This is a genomic window from Pseudomonas sp. FW305-25, from assembly GCF_017351415.1.
GTDB lineage: Bacteria > Pseudomonadota > Gammaproteobacteria > Pseudomonadales > Pseudomonadaceae > Aquipseudomonas > Aquipseudomonas chlororaphis.
This window is the reverse complement of the sequence record NZ_JACNDE010000024.1, coordinates 15,060-28,843: the sequence shown is the minus strand read 5'-3', so window position 1 is coordinate 28,843 and position 13,784 is coordinate 15,060. Positions and strand designations below refer to the sequence as shown.

At 62.6% G+C, this 13,784-nt stretch carries 13 protein-coding genes and 1 pseudogene; 9 read left to right on the top strand and 5 right to left on the bottom strand.

Going from position 1 to position 13,784, the window contains the following annotated elements:
• Window position 1: 1 nt before the first annotated feature.
• From J4E58_RS21055 to J4E58_RS21045, 3 genes are all read right to left on the bottom strand, one after another.
• Window positions 2-2,851 carry a class I adenylate cyclase gene (locus J4E58_RS21055; protein ID WP_087087581.1) on the bottom strand — a complete coding sequence of 950 codons (2,850 nt, stop codon included), beginning with the start codon at window positions 2,849-2,851 and terminating at the stop codon, window positions 2-4.
• Between the two features lie 176 nt (window positions 2,852-3,027).
• Window positions 3,028-3,273 (bottom strand): TIGR02647 family protein, encoded by a 246-nt coding sequence (locus tag J4E58_RS21050; RefSeq protein ID WP_007926676.1) that lies wholly within the window; start codon window positions 3,271-3,273, stop codon window positions 3,028-3,030.
• Window positions 3,274-3,459: 186 nt separating this feature from the next.
• On the bottom strand, window positions 3,460-3,756 hold the full coding sequence (locus J4E58_RS21045) for a hypothetical protein (RefSeq protein ID WP_053263077.1): 297 nt from the start codon (window positions 3,754-3,756) through the stop codon (window positions 3,460-3,462).
• Window positions 3,757-3,881: 125 nt separating this feature from the next.
• Between J4E58_RS21045 and J4E58_RS21040 the strand changes: the two genes are divergently transcribed.
• A complete protein-coding gene (locus J4E58_RS21040; RefSeq protein WP_087087583.1) occupies window positions 3,882-4,538 on the top strand; it encodes a glutathione S-transferase family protein in 657 nt (218 codons plus the stop codon).
• Between the two features lie 71 nt (window positions 4,539-4,609).
• Here the strand turns inward: J4E58_RS21040 and argH are convergent, their stop codons facing one another.
• Window positions 4,610-6,004 (bottom strand): argininosuccinate lyase, encoded by a 1,395-nt coding sequence (gene argH / locus J4E58_RS21035; RefSeq protein WP_009046147.1) that lies wholly within the window; start codon window positions 6,002-6,004, stop codon window positions 4,610-4,612.
• Window positions 6,005-6,195: 191 nt separating this feature from the next.
• On the opposite strand from argH, the pseudogene J4E58_RS32335 reads away from it, so the two are divergent.
• From J4E58_RS32335 to J4E58_RS21000, 8 genes and pseudogenes are all read left to right on the top strand, one after another.
• Window positions 6,196-6,600: pseudogene (locus J4E58_RS32335) on the top strand (sensor histidine kinase); the annotation flags it as partial.
• Complete coding sequence (locus tag J4E58_RS21030) at window positions 6,597-7,343, top strand: LytTR family DNA-binding domain-containing protein (RefSeq protein ID WP_016703190.1); 747 nt, start codon at window positions 6,597-6,599, stop codon at window positions 7,341-7,343. The pseudogene J4E58_RS32335 and the gene J4E58_RS21030, both read left to right, overlap by 4 nt.
• 140 nt (window positions 7,344-7,483) lie before the next feature.
• Window positions 7,484-8,425, top strand: coding sequence for a hydroxymethylbilane synthase (hemC, locus tag J4E58_RS21025; protein ID WP_007926692.1), 942 nt, complete (start codon window positions 7,484-7,486; stop codon window positions 8,423-8,425).
• Window positions 8,422-9,189 carry a uroporphyrinogen-III synthase gene (locus tag J4E58_RS21020; RefSeq protein WP_087087585.1) on the top strand — a complete coding sequence of 256 codons (768 nt, stop codon included), beginning with the start codon at window positions 8,422-8,424 and terminating at the stop codon, window positions 9,187-9,189. Before hemC ends, J4E58_RS21020 begins: the two co-directional genes overlap by 4 nt.
• A 17-nt stretch (window positions 9,190-9,206) precedes the next feature.
• Entirely contained in the window at window positions 9,207-10,346 is a 1,140-nt protein-coding gene (locus J4E58_RS21015; RefSeq protein ID WP_087087587.1) for a uroporphyrinogen-III C-methyltransferase, read from the top strand.
• The gene (locus J4E58_RS21010; protein WP_087087589.1) at window positions 10,343-11,581 is read left to right on the top strand and encodes a heme biosynthesis protein HemY; all 1,239 of its coding nucleotides are present in this window, start codon (window positions 10,343-10,345) and stop codon (window positions 11,579-11,581) included. The genes J4E58_RS21015 and J4E58_RS21010 overlap by 4 nt, the downstream gene beginning before the upstream one ends.
• Window positions 11,582-11,745: 164 nt before the next feature.
• A complete protein-coding gene (locus tag J4E58_RS21005; RefSeq protein ID WP_053263071.1) occupies window positions 11,746-12,267 on the top strand; it encodes a disulfide bond formation protein B in 522 nt (173 codons plus the stop codon).
• A gap of 208 nt (window positions 12,268-12,475) precedes the next feature.
• Complete coding sequence (locus J4E58_RS21000) at window positions 12,476-12,934, top strand: Rsd/AlgQ family anti-sigma factor (RefSeq protein ID WP_007926697.1); 459 nt, start codon at window positions 12,476-12,478, stop codon at window positions 12,932-12,934.
• A 63-nt stretch (window positions 12,935-12,997) separates the two neighbouring features.
• On the opposite strand, the gene J4E58_RS20995 is transcribed toward J4E58_RS21000, so the two are convergent.
• The gene (locus J4E58_RS20995) at window positions 12,998-13,663 is read right to left on the bottom strand and encodes an FKBP-type peptidyl-prolyl cis-trans isomerase (RefSeq protein WP_087087591.1); all 666 of its coding nucleotides are present in this window, start codon (window positions 13,661-13,663) and stop codon (window positions 12,998-13,000) included.
• Between the last annotated feature and the right edge of the window lie 121 nt (window positions 13,664-13,784).

Sequence of the window (13,784 nt, the reverse complement as noted above, 5' to 3'; positions counted from 1 at the left end):
GCTAGACCTGCTCGAGCGCGTCGTTCAAGGCGCGCTCCAGGTCGGCTTTGTAGCGCAGGTAGAGATTGCTTGAGCCATGGTGGTCACCGAGCAGGCCAGACAGGTCCAGGTCGGTGATATAGCAGCGATAGCGCTCGGTTTCGCGACGCTGGCCGACAATCTCCTGGGCGACCGCGGCGAACAACTGGTCGCCATGCTCCAGCTCGGAAAACTCCCGTTGATTGCAATACAGAGTGACCTGCACCTGCCCCGGTGCGGCTTTGCCGATGATGCCCTGCACGTCATAAAAGGCTTTGTTCGCTGGTGTCTGGGGTGCCGGGCGTGGCTCGATTCGACGGGCTCTTGTGCTGCCTGAGGGCAATATCTGGTAATACAAAATATCCAGCGGCACCAGAGCCTGGGAGGCCTCCATCGGCAGTTGGGCATCGCGCCGGTAGAGGATCGACTGCAGGAAGCGTTGCAGGGGGACCAACAGGCTCTGTTCGTCGTGGTAGGGCAGGCGTTGCTGCCAGAGCGCATCGAATTCATCCAGCACGTACAGCTCGGCCTGAGCCTCGACGACACGGTAGAACACCTGGATGCAGTCGGGCTGGCCCATCGGCAGGATCAGCGCCAGGTCGTGTTCTTCCAGGGCCATCGGGTCCAGGTGCAGCGGGCTGTAGCTCGACTGCTCTTCGCCGAGGTAGTCGATCAGCGCCGGCAGGCTTGCCAGCGCCACATGATTGACCTGGCCCGGCACCAACTCCAGCACGTGGTAATGCTGCTGGACCTGGATCAGGTAGCGTTGGTTGAGCTGGCTGAGCAACAGGTTCTGCGCCGTGTCGAACAGCTCTTCGACCCGTTGGGCGATGAACTGCGCGCGGTTGTGGCAGAAGCAGCGCACTCGCAGCTTCGGTTGCTCAGGGCCGCGCGGCAGGTTGTTGAGGTAGTCGCGCAGGCAGTCGAGCAGGGCATGGGCGCCGTCGTAACGGCCGACTAATACCTCGTTCCAGCTGTTGAGCGTCACCTGGTCGAGGGTCAGCACCAGGTTCTCCCGCACCCCGGCGTAGCTCAAAGAGTCGGTGCGCTCGGTGGTCATCAGGATGTTCAGGTCGCGGTGATGCTTGAGCGGGTCGCGGCCGACATTCACCAGGATCAGCACTTCGCTGGGCACGCTGCTGTGCAGCAGGCGTTCTTCGCTGACGGTGCCCAGGGGCAGGGCGATGGTCTGTTGCAGGCTGCCCAGCAGATTGAACAGCTCGAACTCGCTCAAGTCGCTGCTGCCCGGGTGCAGCGCCAGGCGCGTGCTGCTGTCGATCACGCCGTTGCGATGGCACCAGGTCAGCAGCTCCAGCAGTTCGCGGCTGCGCTTGATCGGCGCGAAGTGTTCCCACTCCAGGGCATTCAGGCTGCCGTTGTACAGGCCCCAGTGAGTTTGCCCCGGTTCTTTCTTGTTGGGCGACTGCACCAGGGTCAGGGTGTCTTCGGCCAGGTCCGGGGCTATGCCGGGGTTGATGAATTCGATCTTGCCGGCCTTGCGTTCAAAGGCTGCGTACAGGCGGCGGCCGAGGATATTCAGGTCGCGCTTGTTGACCAGGCCGAGGGTCTGCTCGGTACGGGCGAACTGGGTCAGGAAGCGGTAGCTGTAGTTCAGCTCATTGACCAGGGCCCGGCGTTCGGCGCTGACCTGGCGGACTTTCCACTGGCTGCGGCTGTCGAGCATTGCCAGCTGGCGTTGATCCCAGCCCCATTCGTGGGCCAGCCGTTCGAGCAGCGAGCGCTGCCAGCTCGGGTTGCGCGCGCCGTTGTTGCCGGTGAGCTTGCGGTTGACCTTCAGGTACAGGCTGCGCCGTACCAGCTCCAGGCGCTCCGGTTCGCCACGGGCCTTGAGGTATTCCTCGATGCGCCGGTAGACCACGATGTACGGATCCAGCTCGTCGAGGTCCAGGCGATTGGCGAACACCGCCTGTTTGAAGCGCAGGCTCAGGCATTCCACCCGCGGGTGTTCGCTGGCGTAGACCTCGGTCAGCAGCAGCTTGAGCACCGACTTGTACGGCGACTCGATGCCCTTGAACAACTGCCAGAGCCCGGCGCCGATGAATTCGCCCGGCGGAATATGGGCCAGATGGCCAAGGTCGAGGTTTTCGTCGGCAGGGATGAAACGCTTGGACAGCAGCGTATGGGTGTACTGCTGGTAGCGGGCTTCTTCGTACACCGGCACCAGCCACCACAGTGGCGTACGCCCGGCCAGCCAGATGGCCGTGCGATAGAACTCGTCCAGCAGCAGATAGTGCTGAGTGGTGCCGCAATCGTCCGAGCTCAGCTGGGTGTCGCGATCGCCACGGACAAAGCGGCTCGGGTCGATCAGGAAGAAGTGCGCCTCGGCACCCTGGCTGGCGGCCCAGGTTTCCAGCAGCAGGCATTTCTTGCGCAGTTCGGCGAGTTCGTTTTCGCCGAGATCGGGCGCATGGCAGACCCACACATCCATATCGCTCTGGTCAGCCTGGGCCAGGGTGCCCAGGCTGCCCATCAGGAACAGGCCATGGATAGGTCGCGGTGCATTGCCGGGCCGGACCTTGTAGGAAAACGAGCGGGTCAGGCGCTGGGCTTCGTTGAGCGTTGAGGTGTCGGGTTCGTAGTTCGACAGCCCGGCGGGTGTGCCGCCCGACACATAACCCGGCAATAACGGGTGGTTGACGTGAAAGAACAGCGGCAACAGGTTGAGCACCAGTTGCTGGCGCGGCGATAACCCCTCCATGGCCCGATCCAGACGCCCTTCGTTGAGCTTCAGAAAGCGCGCACGCAGCTGGCTGAGAACCTTGCGATCGATTCCCTCGTCCAGATCTGGGCGGATTTCATGGGTGCGGGTCATTCAAACAGGCTCGCGAAGCTTGAACGTGGGAGGTCTTATAGGTGGAGGAGTTTACAGCCAGTCGAGGGCGAGCTTTAAGCTGAATTTTATTTTTGACGTCAGATTTCCAGCGGACAACTGGAGCTTGCCCGCGGAATCCGACAGGCGGGGATTCCGAGGGCCGTAGGGGAAAGCGTTCAGGCGGCTTCTTTGACCGTCAGAATGGTCAGCAGGCCTTGGGCATGCTCGGCGGCATCGCGGCCCAGGCTGGTCAGGTAACCACCATCGGGTTGGGTAATGAGCTCTTTTTCGAATAGGCGTCGTGCGGCGGCGATAGCTTGGGGGGCAGCGGTCTGATGGATTTTCAGGCCTTCCTGGGAACTGTCCAGGTTGAAGAGTGCAAGGATTTCCAGTTCGGCAACCAACTCAGGGGTATACGACATAAGGACTCCAGACTTTCTAGGAATTAGGCGACAGCGTCCTTAAGGTGACCGCAGTTGGGCAGCCTGTCTAGTGTCCGCTGCGGACTTTTACGCCCCTGGGCGGCGGTATTTGGCCGCAGGGCGCGTACCAGTGTAGTCAAGGCTCGCCATCGCGCCGGCCAGGGGCGGACGCGAGGCGTGGCGGGCTTATTTCTTCTCGGGCGGCAGCTCGGGCAGGGCGCGCAGCGCGGCTTCGTACCATTGGGTGTCGAACGCGCGGTCTTCTTCGAGGATCGCGTCGATTTCCACTGCCAGGACGTGAGCCATGAGGTTGAGGATTTCGTCACGCTCATAGCCGACCAGGGTCAGCTTGTTGAAGGTGGCCTTGGCCGCGGGCGGGTTGTCGCTTTCGATCTGGTTTTCGATCGCTTCGATCAGGGTGTTTTCGGCGAACGCTTCTTCGTCGCTGTCGTCGTTGCTGATACCGGGGGTTGGCTCGCTCATGGCAGGCTCCTCAAGGAAAGGTCGCCAGTTTACCCGTATTCAGGAGTCTGATGCTGCTGGCCAGTCGGCTGTCGAGGATCTATAAGAGTGGCTGCCAACCCCGCACCCGGCCTGGAGGCTATGTGATGCTCAAGCTTTATGGATTCGCCGTCAGCAATTACTACAACATGGTGAAACTGGCATTGCTGGAAAAAGATCTGCCTTTCGAAGAAGTGCCGTTCTACGCCGGGCAAAGCCCTGAGGCGTTGGCCATCAGCCCACGCGGCAAGGTGCCGGTGCTAAGGGTGGCGCAGGGCTTTATCAATGAAACCAGCGTGATCCTCGAATACCTTGAAAGCCAGCCTGGGCCGGCGCTGCTGCCCAGTGACCCGTTCGCGCGTGTCCAGGTGCTGGCGCTGGCCAAGGAGATCGAGCTTTACATCGAGTTGCCGGCGCGGGCCTGTTATGGCGAGGCGTTCTTCGGTATGGCGGTCCCCGAGGCTATCAAGGAGAAGTCCCGCAACGAGCTGGTGCAGGGGTTCGCCTCGTTGGCCAGGCACGGCAAGTTCGCCCCTTATGTGGCGGGCAGCAGCCTGAGCGTGGCGGACCTGTATTTCCTGTACAGCGTGAGCCTGGCCTGCGCGGTAGGGCAGAAGCTGTTCGGTGTGGATTATCTGGCCGAGATACCGGCAGCCAAGGCCTTGATGGCACGCCTGGAGCAGATGCCCAATGTGCAGCGGGTCGCGGCGGACAAGGACGCGGCGATGCCGCAGTTCCTGGCGATGATCGCCAGCAAGAAGTAGGAAGGTTTCAGGTCACTGACTGCGGGCAAGCCGCGCTCTTAAGCTGGAGCGTGGCTTGCCCGCACTAGCTTTTAGCGGCTGCTCAGCAACGCCTGGCCGCGAACCACCGCCGCCTTGACTTGAGCCGGGGCCGTGCCGCCGATGTGGTCACGGGCGTTGACCGAGCCTTCCAGGGTCAGCACGGCAAACACGTCCTGGTCGATCTGGTCGCTGAACTTGCGCAGTTCCTCCAGGCTCATTTCCGCCAGGTCCTTGCCGGTCTCCACGCCATACTTCACGGCGTGGCCGACGATCTCGTGGCAATCGCGGAATGGCAGGCCACGGCGCACCAGGTAGTCCGCCAGGTCGGTGGCGGTGGAGAAACCGCGCAGTGCCGCTTCGCGCATCATCGCGTGCTTGGGCTTGATCGCCGGGATCATGTCGGCGAAGGCCCGCAGCGAGTCGCGCAGGGTGTCGGCGGCGTCGAACAGCGGTTCCTTGTCTTCCTGGTTGTCCTTGTTGTAGGCCAGGGGCTGGCCCTTCATCAGGGTCAGCAGGCCCATCAGGGCACCGAACACGCGGCCGCTCTTGCCACGAACCAGCTCCGGAACGTCCGGGTTTTTCTTTTGCGGCATGATCGAGCTGCCGGTGCAGAAGCGGTCGGGCAGATCGATGAACTGGAACTGCGCGCTGGTCCACAGCACCAGCTCTTCGGAGAAGCGCGAAAGGTGCATCATGGCCACGCTGGCGGCGGCGCAGAACTCAATGGCGAAATCGCGATCAGACACATTGTCCAACGAGTTGCCACCGACGGCGTCGAAGCCCAGCAGTTGGCAGGTCAGCTCGCGGTCGATCGGGTAGGTGGTGCCGGCCAGCGCGGCGCTGCCCAGCGGCATGCGGTTGGTGCGCTTGCGGCAATCGACCAGGCGCTCGTAGTCGCGGCTGAGCATCTCGAACCAGGCCAGCATGTGATGACCGAAGGTCACAGGCTGCGCGGTTTGCAGGTGAGTGAAGCCCGGCATGATGGTGCCGGCTTCGCGCTCGGCCTGTTCCAGCAGGCCTTTTTGCAAGCGGGTGATTTCCGCCAGGATCAGATCGATTTCGTCGCGCAGCCATAGACGGATATCGGTGGCCACCTGGTCGTTGCGGCTGCGGCCGGTGTGCAGCTTCTTGCCGGTGACGCCGATGCGGTCGGTCAGGCGTGCTTCGATGTTCATGTGCACGTCTTCCAGGTCGACGCGCCAGTCGAAGGTGCCGGCTTCGATTTCGCCCTGGATGGTTTTCAGGCCGTCGATGATGCTGTCGCGTTCGGCATCGGTCAGTACGCCGACCTTGGCCAGCATGGTGGCGTGGGCGATCGAGCCCATGATGTCGTGACGATAGAGGCGCTGGTCGAAAGTGACGGAGGCGGTGAAGCGGGCGACGAAGGCGTCGACGGGCTCACTGAAGCGGCCGCCCCAGGACTGATTGGTCTTGTCAGTGCTCATGAATTCGCTCGTGATCGGCTGGAAGGGAAATGAGGTGAAAAGTTGCCGCGGATAATAACAGGGTTGCCAATCCTGTAGCTGGCGCCGGTCGGCAGGTTTTTATTTCTGCCATGGAGGGCGTGGGCGCTTGTAGCCGACCTCGAGCGCGCAGAGACTAGGCGAGCGAAGGCGGGGTGCGAGGAGTGATGTAACGATATTTATCGATAGAGCAATATCGTCTTGGCAACCGTCTACAGTTGGACTGAAGGAACAGCGCAATCCCGGATGTTTCATCGAGTCTGGTCGCTGATCACGCAACCGTTGTCGCATGCGCTCCGGTCCCGCCGCCACCTCGCGATTCGCGAGGGAGGCGGTCGGGGTGGAAGCCGACTATAAGAAAGGGGGTGTTTGTGTCCTGTATCAGCAGTCCCCATGACCATGTCGTGCAGTGGCGGGCCTTGAACGGCATCGAGCAGGCCCGGGTAAATAATGGTGCCCGTCGTGGGGCACTTTTTGGCCCTCGCACTAGTCTTAGCGTGGATCGCCGTGACGGACGTCACTTCACCTGTCTACGCTATCCTTGTGCGAGACTCACGCAGGAATCCAGCGCAATATGAATGTCCTGATCGTTGATGACGAACCCCTAGCCCGCGAGCGACTGAGCCGCATGGTCAGTGAGCTTGAGGGATACAGTGTCCTGGAGCCCAGCGCCACCAATGGCGAAGAGGCATTGGCCCTGATCGACAGCCTGAAGCCGGATATCGTGCTTCTCGACATCCGCATGCCGGGTCTCGATGGCCTGCAGGTTGCCGCCCGTTTGTGTGAGCGCGAAGCGCCGCCAGCCGTGGTGTTTTGTGCCGCCCCTGATGAATTCGCCCTCGAGGCTTTTGATGTCAGCGAGGTAGGTCACCTGCTCAAACCGGTGCGTTCCGAGCATCTGCTCGAGGCGCTGAAAAAGGCCGACCGCCCCAACCGGGTCCAGCTGGCGGCCCTGACTCGGCCCGCCGCGGAAAGCGGCAGCGGCCCTCGCAGCCATATCAGTGCGCGGACCCGCAAAGGCATCGAGCTGATCCCGCTGGATCAGGTCGTCTATTTCATTGCCGACCACAAATACGTGACCTTGCGCCATGAAAGCGGCGAAGTCCTGCTGGACGAACCCCTCAAGGCGCTGGAGGACGAGTTTGGTGAGCGTTTCGTGCGCATCCATCGCAACGCCCTGGTGGCCCGTGAACGCATCGAACGCCTGCAGCGTACGCCGCTGGGGCATTTCCAGCTGTTCCTCAAAGGCCTCAATGGCGATGCGTTGATCGTCAGCCGACGGCATGTGGCCGGCGTGCGCAAGATGATGCAGCAGCTCTAGATCCGGGCGGCCGGGCGGGTCATGCGCCCCGCCCACAATGTTCCTGCAGCCAGGGAGGGGCTGTAGTTCCTGATACAAGTCAAAGCTGATTTGGCTGAGCTGTTATCATCTGCCGTATTTTCATCAGTACGGATTGATCCATGTCCTCTCGCGAAATCCGCATCGCTACCCGCAAAAGTGCCTTGGCCTTGTGGCAAGCCGAATACGTCAAAGCTCGTCTGGAAGCCGCTCACCCAGGGTTGATCGTGACGCTGGTGCCCATGGTCAGTCGCGGCGACAAGCTGCTCGACTCGCCGTTGTCGAAAATCGGCGGCAAGGGACTGTTCGTCAAGGAGCTGGAAACCGCGCTGCTGGAAAACGAAGCGGATATCGCCGTGCATTCGATGAAAGACGTGCCCATGGACTTCCCTGAAGGCCTGGGCCTGTTCTGCATCTGCGAGCGTGAAGACCCGCGCGATGCCTTTGTCTCCAATACCTATTCCAGTCTCGACGACCTGCCCGTGGGCAGCGTGGTGGGCACCTCCAGCCTGCGTCGCCAGGCGCAGTTGCTGGCTCGTCGTCCGGACCTGCAGATCCGCTTCCTGCGCGGCAACGTCAATACTCGCCTGGCCAAGCTCGACGCCGGTGAGTACGACGCCATCATCCTGGCCGCTGCGGGCTTGATCCGTCTTGGCTTCGAAGATCGCATCAGCTCTTCGATCAGCGTCGACGACAGCCTTCCGGCTGGCGGCCAGGGCGCGGTGGGCATCGAATGCCGCACGGCCGACAGCGAGATCCATAAGCTGCTGGCGCCACTGCATCATGTCGATACCGCGGATCGAGTCACCGCCGAGCGGGCCCTCAACAAGCATCTGAATGGCGGCTGCCAGGTACCGATCGCCTGCTATGCGGTACTCGAAGGCGATCAGCTGTGGCTGCGTGGCCTGGTCGGTGAACCGAGCGGCGGTGTGCTGCTCAGCGCCGAGGCCCGTGCTCCACGTAGCGCTGCGGCGGCCCTCGGCGTGCAGGTCGCGGAGGATCTGCTGGCCCAGGGCGCCGACGATATTCTGCGCGCGGTCTATGGCGAGGCTGGCGAAGAGTGAGCGACTGGCGTGTGCTGCTGACCCGGCCCACGGACGAGTCGGCGCTGCTGGCTGAGGTTCTGGGCGAAGCGGGGGTGTTCAGCAGCAGCCTGCCATTGCTGGAAATCCAAGCCCTGCCTGTTGGCGATACCCAACGCGCCAGGATGCTTGAGTTGCACCGGTACTGCGCGGTGATCGTGGTCAGCAAGCCGGCCGCGCGAATGGCTGTGCAACTGCTCGAGCAGTTCTGGCCGCAGCCGCCGAGCCAGTGCTGGTTCAGTGTGGGCGCCGGCACGGCGCAGATTCTGGCCGATCACGGCCTGGATGTTTTTTTCCCCGAGCAAGGCGATGACAGCGAAGCCTTGCTTGAACTTCCCCAGTTGCGCGAGGCTATTGCACGGCCCGACCCGCGGGTGCTGATTGTGCGCGGGGAGGGTGGCCGCGAGCTGCTGGCTGAGCGTTTGCGCGGCCAAGGTGCTAGTGTCGATTATCTGGAGCTGTACCGCCGCGACCTGCCGCGCTATGCCGACGGGGTCCTGATGCAACGCATTCGAGCTGAACGCTTGAATGGGCTGGTGGTCAGCAGTGGGCAGGGTTTCGAGCACTTGCAGCAGTTGGCCGGCGAGGCCTGGCCACAGGTGGCGCGGCTGCCGTTGTTTGTACCGAGCCCCCGAGTTGCCGAGATAGCGCGTGCCGCCGGGGCCGAGAAAGTTGTGGATTGTCGTGGCGCCAGCGCCGCGGCCTTGCTAACGGCGCTACGGGAGCAACCCGTGCCCGTTCTCTAAACGCAAAGGATGGATACGTGAGCGAAACAGCCTTGCCTAAAGATGATGTCCAGCCGGTAATCGATGCACCGGCTGAACCCGCAATCCCTGCTCCGCAGCGCCGTGGCAACGGGTTGGCGATCCTCGCCCTGCTGCTGGGGGCGGCCGGCGTCGCTGCCGGCGGCTGGGGTGTCTGGCAGGTGCGCAGCCTGCAGGCCAACAATCAACAGCAGCTGGGGCAGTTGCAGGCCCTGGGTGACGAGGCGCAGAGCCTGAAGCTCAACGAGCAGCGCCTGACGGCGCGTCTGGAGCAGTTGCCGGCGGCCGATGAGCTGGAAGAGCGCCGTCGTCTGGTCGCGCAGTTGCAGGGCGACCAGCAGCGACTCAGTCAGAAGCTGGAGAGCGTGCTGGGTGCCAGCCGCAAGGACTGGCGTCTGGCCGAGGCGGAACATCTGTTGCGTCTGGCCAGCCTGCGTCTTTCGGCCTTGCAGGACATCAGCAGCGCCCAGGCCCTGGTGCAGGGGGCTGACGAGATCCTGCGCGAGCAGAACGATCCCGGTTCTTTCGCCGCGCGCGAACAGCTGGCCAAGAGCCTTGCGGCGCTGCGCAGTACCGAACAACCGGATCGCACCGGGCTGTTCCTGCAACTGGGCGCACTGCGCGATCAGGTGACCGAGCTCACCGAGCTGGCCCCCGAGTACCGCGACCGTGGCGATTCGTTGCTGGGCCTGACCGCCGACGGTGACGGCGCCAGCCGCTGGGCGCAATGGTGGGACCAGATCTCGCGTTACATTCGTATCGACTTCAACGCGGACAAGAATGTGCGGCCGCTGCTCGCCGGGCAAAGCCTGACGCAGGTGCGCCTGGCCTTGAGCCTGGCCCTGGAGCAGGCGCAATGGGCGGCCCTGAACGGCCAGGCGCCGGTGTACACCCAGGCCCTGGCGGAAGCTCGCGACGTGTTGAAGGGCAACTTCAATCAGGACAATCCGCAGAGCAAACTCATGCTCGAGCGCGTGTCCGAACTGAGCAAACAGCCGGTCACCGTGCAGACGCCGGACTTGGCCAAGACCCTGAGCGCCGTTCAGGCCTACCTTGAGCGACGCAACCTGAGCGCTGAAGAGTCGGTGAAACCACTGGCCAAACCTGCTGCGAATGCCCCGCAGGAGACCAGCCCATGAAGCGCCTGTACGTGATTCTGTTCCTGGTGATCGCCGCCTCGGGATTGCTGGGGTTGGCGATTGCCGAGCATTCCGGGTACATCCTGATTGCCTACGACAGCTTCCGCTATGAGTCGAGCCTATGGGCGACCCTGGCACTGATCGCGGTGATCTGGCTGGTGATCTGGGGTATCAAGGCACTGATCGAACTGGTGATGGCCTCCAGCGGCGTGGTCAATCCCTGGTCGCGGCGCAACCGCAGCCGTCGCGTGCAGATTGCCATCGAACAAGGCCAGATGGATCTTGCCGAAGGCCGCTGGGCCAGCGCCCAGAAGCACTTGCTTCGTGCCGCAGAAGCCGAGCGTCAGCCTCTCCTTTACTACCTCGGCGCGGCGCGGGCGGCGAACGAGCTGGGAAATTACGAGCAGTGCGACAGCCTGCTGGAGCGTGCCCTCGAGCGCCAGCCCCAGGCTGAGTTGGCGGTGGCCTTGAGTCATGCCCAACTGCAGACCGATCGCGGTGATACCGAAGGCGCCCTGAGTACCCTGCAAGCCATGCACGAGCGTCATCCGCATAGTGTCCAGGTGCTGCGGCAGTTGCAGCGTCTGCATCAACAGCGGGGCGACTGGTCGGCGGTGATTCGCCTGTTGCCCGAGCTGCGCAAGGACAAGGTCCTGCCCGCTAATGAACTGGCCGAGCTGGAACGTCGGGCCTGGGGCGAGAACCTGACCCTTGCGGCACATCGCGAAGAGGACGGTACGGTCGGCCTGCAATCGCTCAACCGCGCTTGGCAGCAACTGACCGCGGCTCAGCGTCAGGAACCGCAGCTGGTGCTGGCCTACGCCGAGCAACTGCGGCAATTGGGCGCCGGGGCCGAGGCCGAAGAAGTGCTGCGCGTCGCTCTCAAGCGCAAGTACGACAGCCATCTGGCGCGGCTTTACGGCTTGCTGCGGGGCAGTGACCCGGCGCGGCAACTGCAGTTCGCCGAGCAGTGCCTCAAAGACCACCCGAACGACCCGAGCCTGCTGCTGACCCTGGGCCGCCTGTGCCTGCAAACCAGTCTCTGGGGCAAGGCGCGGGACTACCTGGAAAGCAGCCTGCGCCTGCAGCGCAACCCTGAAGCTTGTGCCGAGCTGGCCCGGTTGCTGGCGCAGCTGGGCGATACCGAGCGCAGCAACCAGCTGTTCCAGGAAGGTCTGGGGCTGTTGGACGAGCGCCTCCTGGCATCGCCGCTGCCGGTGCCCGCCAGGGTATAAACCCGCAAGGCTGGGCCGTCCCCGGAGGGGCGGCCCGTCCAGCGACTCCCCCCCGATCTGGCCTCTGTGCCGGTTTGCCGCGCTCGATCTTGTCATGGCGCGCCTTGAAAGGGCCGAGCGCTTTCTCTACCGTGGCAGCCTGTTTCTTCCGTTGTGGATACACCATGTCGCTGGCCGGCTCACGCTTGCTGTTCTCCCTTGTGTTTTTTACCGGTGCCTTGGCCCTGTGGGCTTCGTTTCACCTGGAGTTCGGGGTTGGGCTCGAGCCTTGCCTGTTGTGGGTGGCGCAACGTTTCTTCGCGTTGCTGTTGACCTCGATCAGCCTGGTCGCGGCCCTGCAGGGGCCACAATACCCGGCGAGTGCCCTGTACTGGATGCTGGAGCTGCTCTGCAGCCTGGCGGGTGTCGTTACGGCAGGGCGCCATGTGCTATTGCAGAACATTCCTTCGGATCAGTTGCTGGCGTGCTTGCCGGACATGCCGTTCATGCTCGGCAACCTGTCCTGGGGGCGTGCCTTGCAGCTGGTTTTCACCGGGACCGCGCAGTGCGCGGAGGTCACCTGGACGTTGCTGGACATGAGTGCCGCGGAGTGGAGCCTGCTGTTTTTCATCGCTGTGATGATTTTGAGCGCCTATCGTCTGGCGCGGCTTCTACCATGGGGCCGGCGCAGGGCGGCCGCGACCTGAGTCGTCGATTTGCGATGGGGCGCAAGATTAAACACTTGTATGAACTTTATCTCCTGCGTACCTTGAAGCGGCTGTCGAGCGGGCATAATCTGGCCCGCACGTGTCACCGCAATTACGTTGCTCGATGCTGTTCTGCCTGGCCGGATGCTGATGTTCAGTCCAGTGGCGGATTCAGAGCGGCATGACCCATAAGGGAAGAGAGATCGCCATGCTCGAAAGTTGTCAGAATGCTCAGGAACGCTGGGGTGGAGTGCATCTGCTGATCGATCGCTGGTTGCAGGAGCGTCACGAACTGGTTCGGGCCTATGATGCTCTCGGCGCGGAGCCTGAGACGCTGGCTGAAAATCGACAGCCGCTGCAGGAGTTCTGCGCAATCCTGGTGGACTACGTCTCCGCCGGCCACTTTGAAATCTACGAGCAGTTGACCGGCGAGGCCAAGGCCTTCAATGACCAGCGCGGGCTCGAACTGGCCGAAACCATTTATCCACGGATCGATGTCATCACTGAAAAGTTGCTGGCGTTCAACGATCTGTGCGACGAAGGAAAATGCGTGGCGGAGAAATTCAAGGAGCTGGGTGGTCTGCTGCATGAACGCTTCGAGTTGGAAGATTGCCTGATCGAAGTGCTGCACAACGCTCACAAGGAAGAGGCCGCCGTTCAGGCCTGACTTGCAGCGAAAGCTTTACCGAAACGGTGCGCATTGCGCACCGTTTTTCGTTTCTGCGCCCCCCTAACCGGTAGCCCCCAGCAGCTCGATTTCAAACACCAGGGGGGTGTAAGGCGCGATCAGGTCGCCCGCGCCGTCGGCGCCGTAAGCCTGGGCCGAAGGAATCACCAGGTGCCACTTCGCCCCCGTCGGCATCTGCTGTAAGGCGCTGCGCCATCCGGCAATCACACTGTCCAGGCGAAACCACTGCGGCTGCTGATTCTGATCGAACACCGTGCCATCAGGCAGGCGTCCGGTGTAGCGAACCTGTACCGAACCATTGGCTCCCGGCCGTACTCCGTTGCCGGGTGCCAGCTCGGTCAACAGGATGCCGTTCTCCAGTTCGCGTACGCCCGGCTTGGACTTTTCGGCCGAGAGAAAACGCTGTTCGTTTTCCAGCGCCACTTCGATTCGCGGCTTGTCCGCTTGCTCGCCGACCTGTGCTTCATGCTGGGCGAGGATCTGTTCGATACGCTCGTCCTTGAGTGCCAGGGGCTTGCCTTGGTAGGCCTGTTTCAAGCCCTCCACCAATGCCTGGATCTGCAGGTCCGGCACCTCCTGGCGCAGGCGTTCACCGAGGCTGGCGCCCAGGCTGTAGGCGAGATCGTGAGCATCGTTTTTCTGCGAATCTTCGGCGGCCTGAGCCAGTGGCAACAACACACATAAGGATAAAAAAAGGTAACGCGACATGGGCGTTCTCCGGCCTGAGACGAGGTGGATTATGCCAGTGTGGATGTGGCGGCTGGTGAGTAACTTTCTTGTGCGCGAAGAACATTTTCGATCCTCTGCAACGCATGGCATTCGATACTGT

Excerpts from the sequence above, each read along its gene's own strand:
- hemC (WP_007926692.1), top strand. The coding sequence starts at position 7,484 with ATGTCCTCTCGCGAAATCCGCATCGCTACCCGCAAAAGTGCCTTGGCC.
- argH (WP_009046147.1), bottom strand. The coding sequence starts at position 6,004 with ATGAGCACTGACAAGACCAATCAGTCCTGGGGCGGCCGCTTCAGTGAG.
- J4E58_RS21030 (WP_016703190.1), top strand. The coding sequence starts at position 6,597 with ATGAATGTCCTGATCGTTGATGACGAACCCCTAGCCCGCGAGCGACTG.
- J4E58_RS21045 (WP_053263077.1), bottom strand. The coding sequence starts at position 3,756 with ATGAGCGAGCCAACCCCCGGTATCAGCAACGACGACAGCGACGAAGAA.
- J4E58_RS21055 (WP_087087581.1), bottom strand. The coding sequence starts at position 2,851 with ATGACCCGCACCCATGAAATCCGCCCAGATCTGGACGAGGGAATCGAT.
- J4E58_RS21005 (WP_053263071.1), top strand. The coding sequence starts at position 11,746 with ATGTCGCTGGCCGGCTCACGCTTGCTGTTCTCCCTTGTGTTTTTTACC.
- J4E58_RS21050 (WP_007926676.1), bottom strand. The coding sequence starts at position 3,273 with ATGTCGTATACCCCTGAGTTGGTTGCCGAACTGGAAATCCTTGCACTC.
- J4E58_RS20995 (WP_087087591.1), bottom strand. The coding sequence starts at position 13,663 with ATGTCGCGTTACCTTTTTTTATCCTTATGTGTGTTGTTGCCACTGGCT.
- J4E58_RS21000 (WP_007926697.1), top strand. The coding sequence starts at position 12,476 with ATGCTCGAAAGTTGTCAGAATGCTCAGGAACGCTGGGGTGGAGTGCAT.
- J4E58_RS21010 (WP_087087589.1), top strand. The coding sequence starts at position 10,343 with ATGAAGCGCCTGTACGTGATTCTGTTCCTGGTGATCGCCGCCTCGGGA.
- J4E58_RS21040 (WP_087087583.1), top strand. The coding sequence starts at position 3,882 with ATGCTCAAGCTTTATGGATTCGCCGTCAGCAATTACTACAACATGGTG.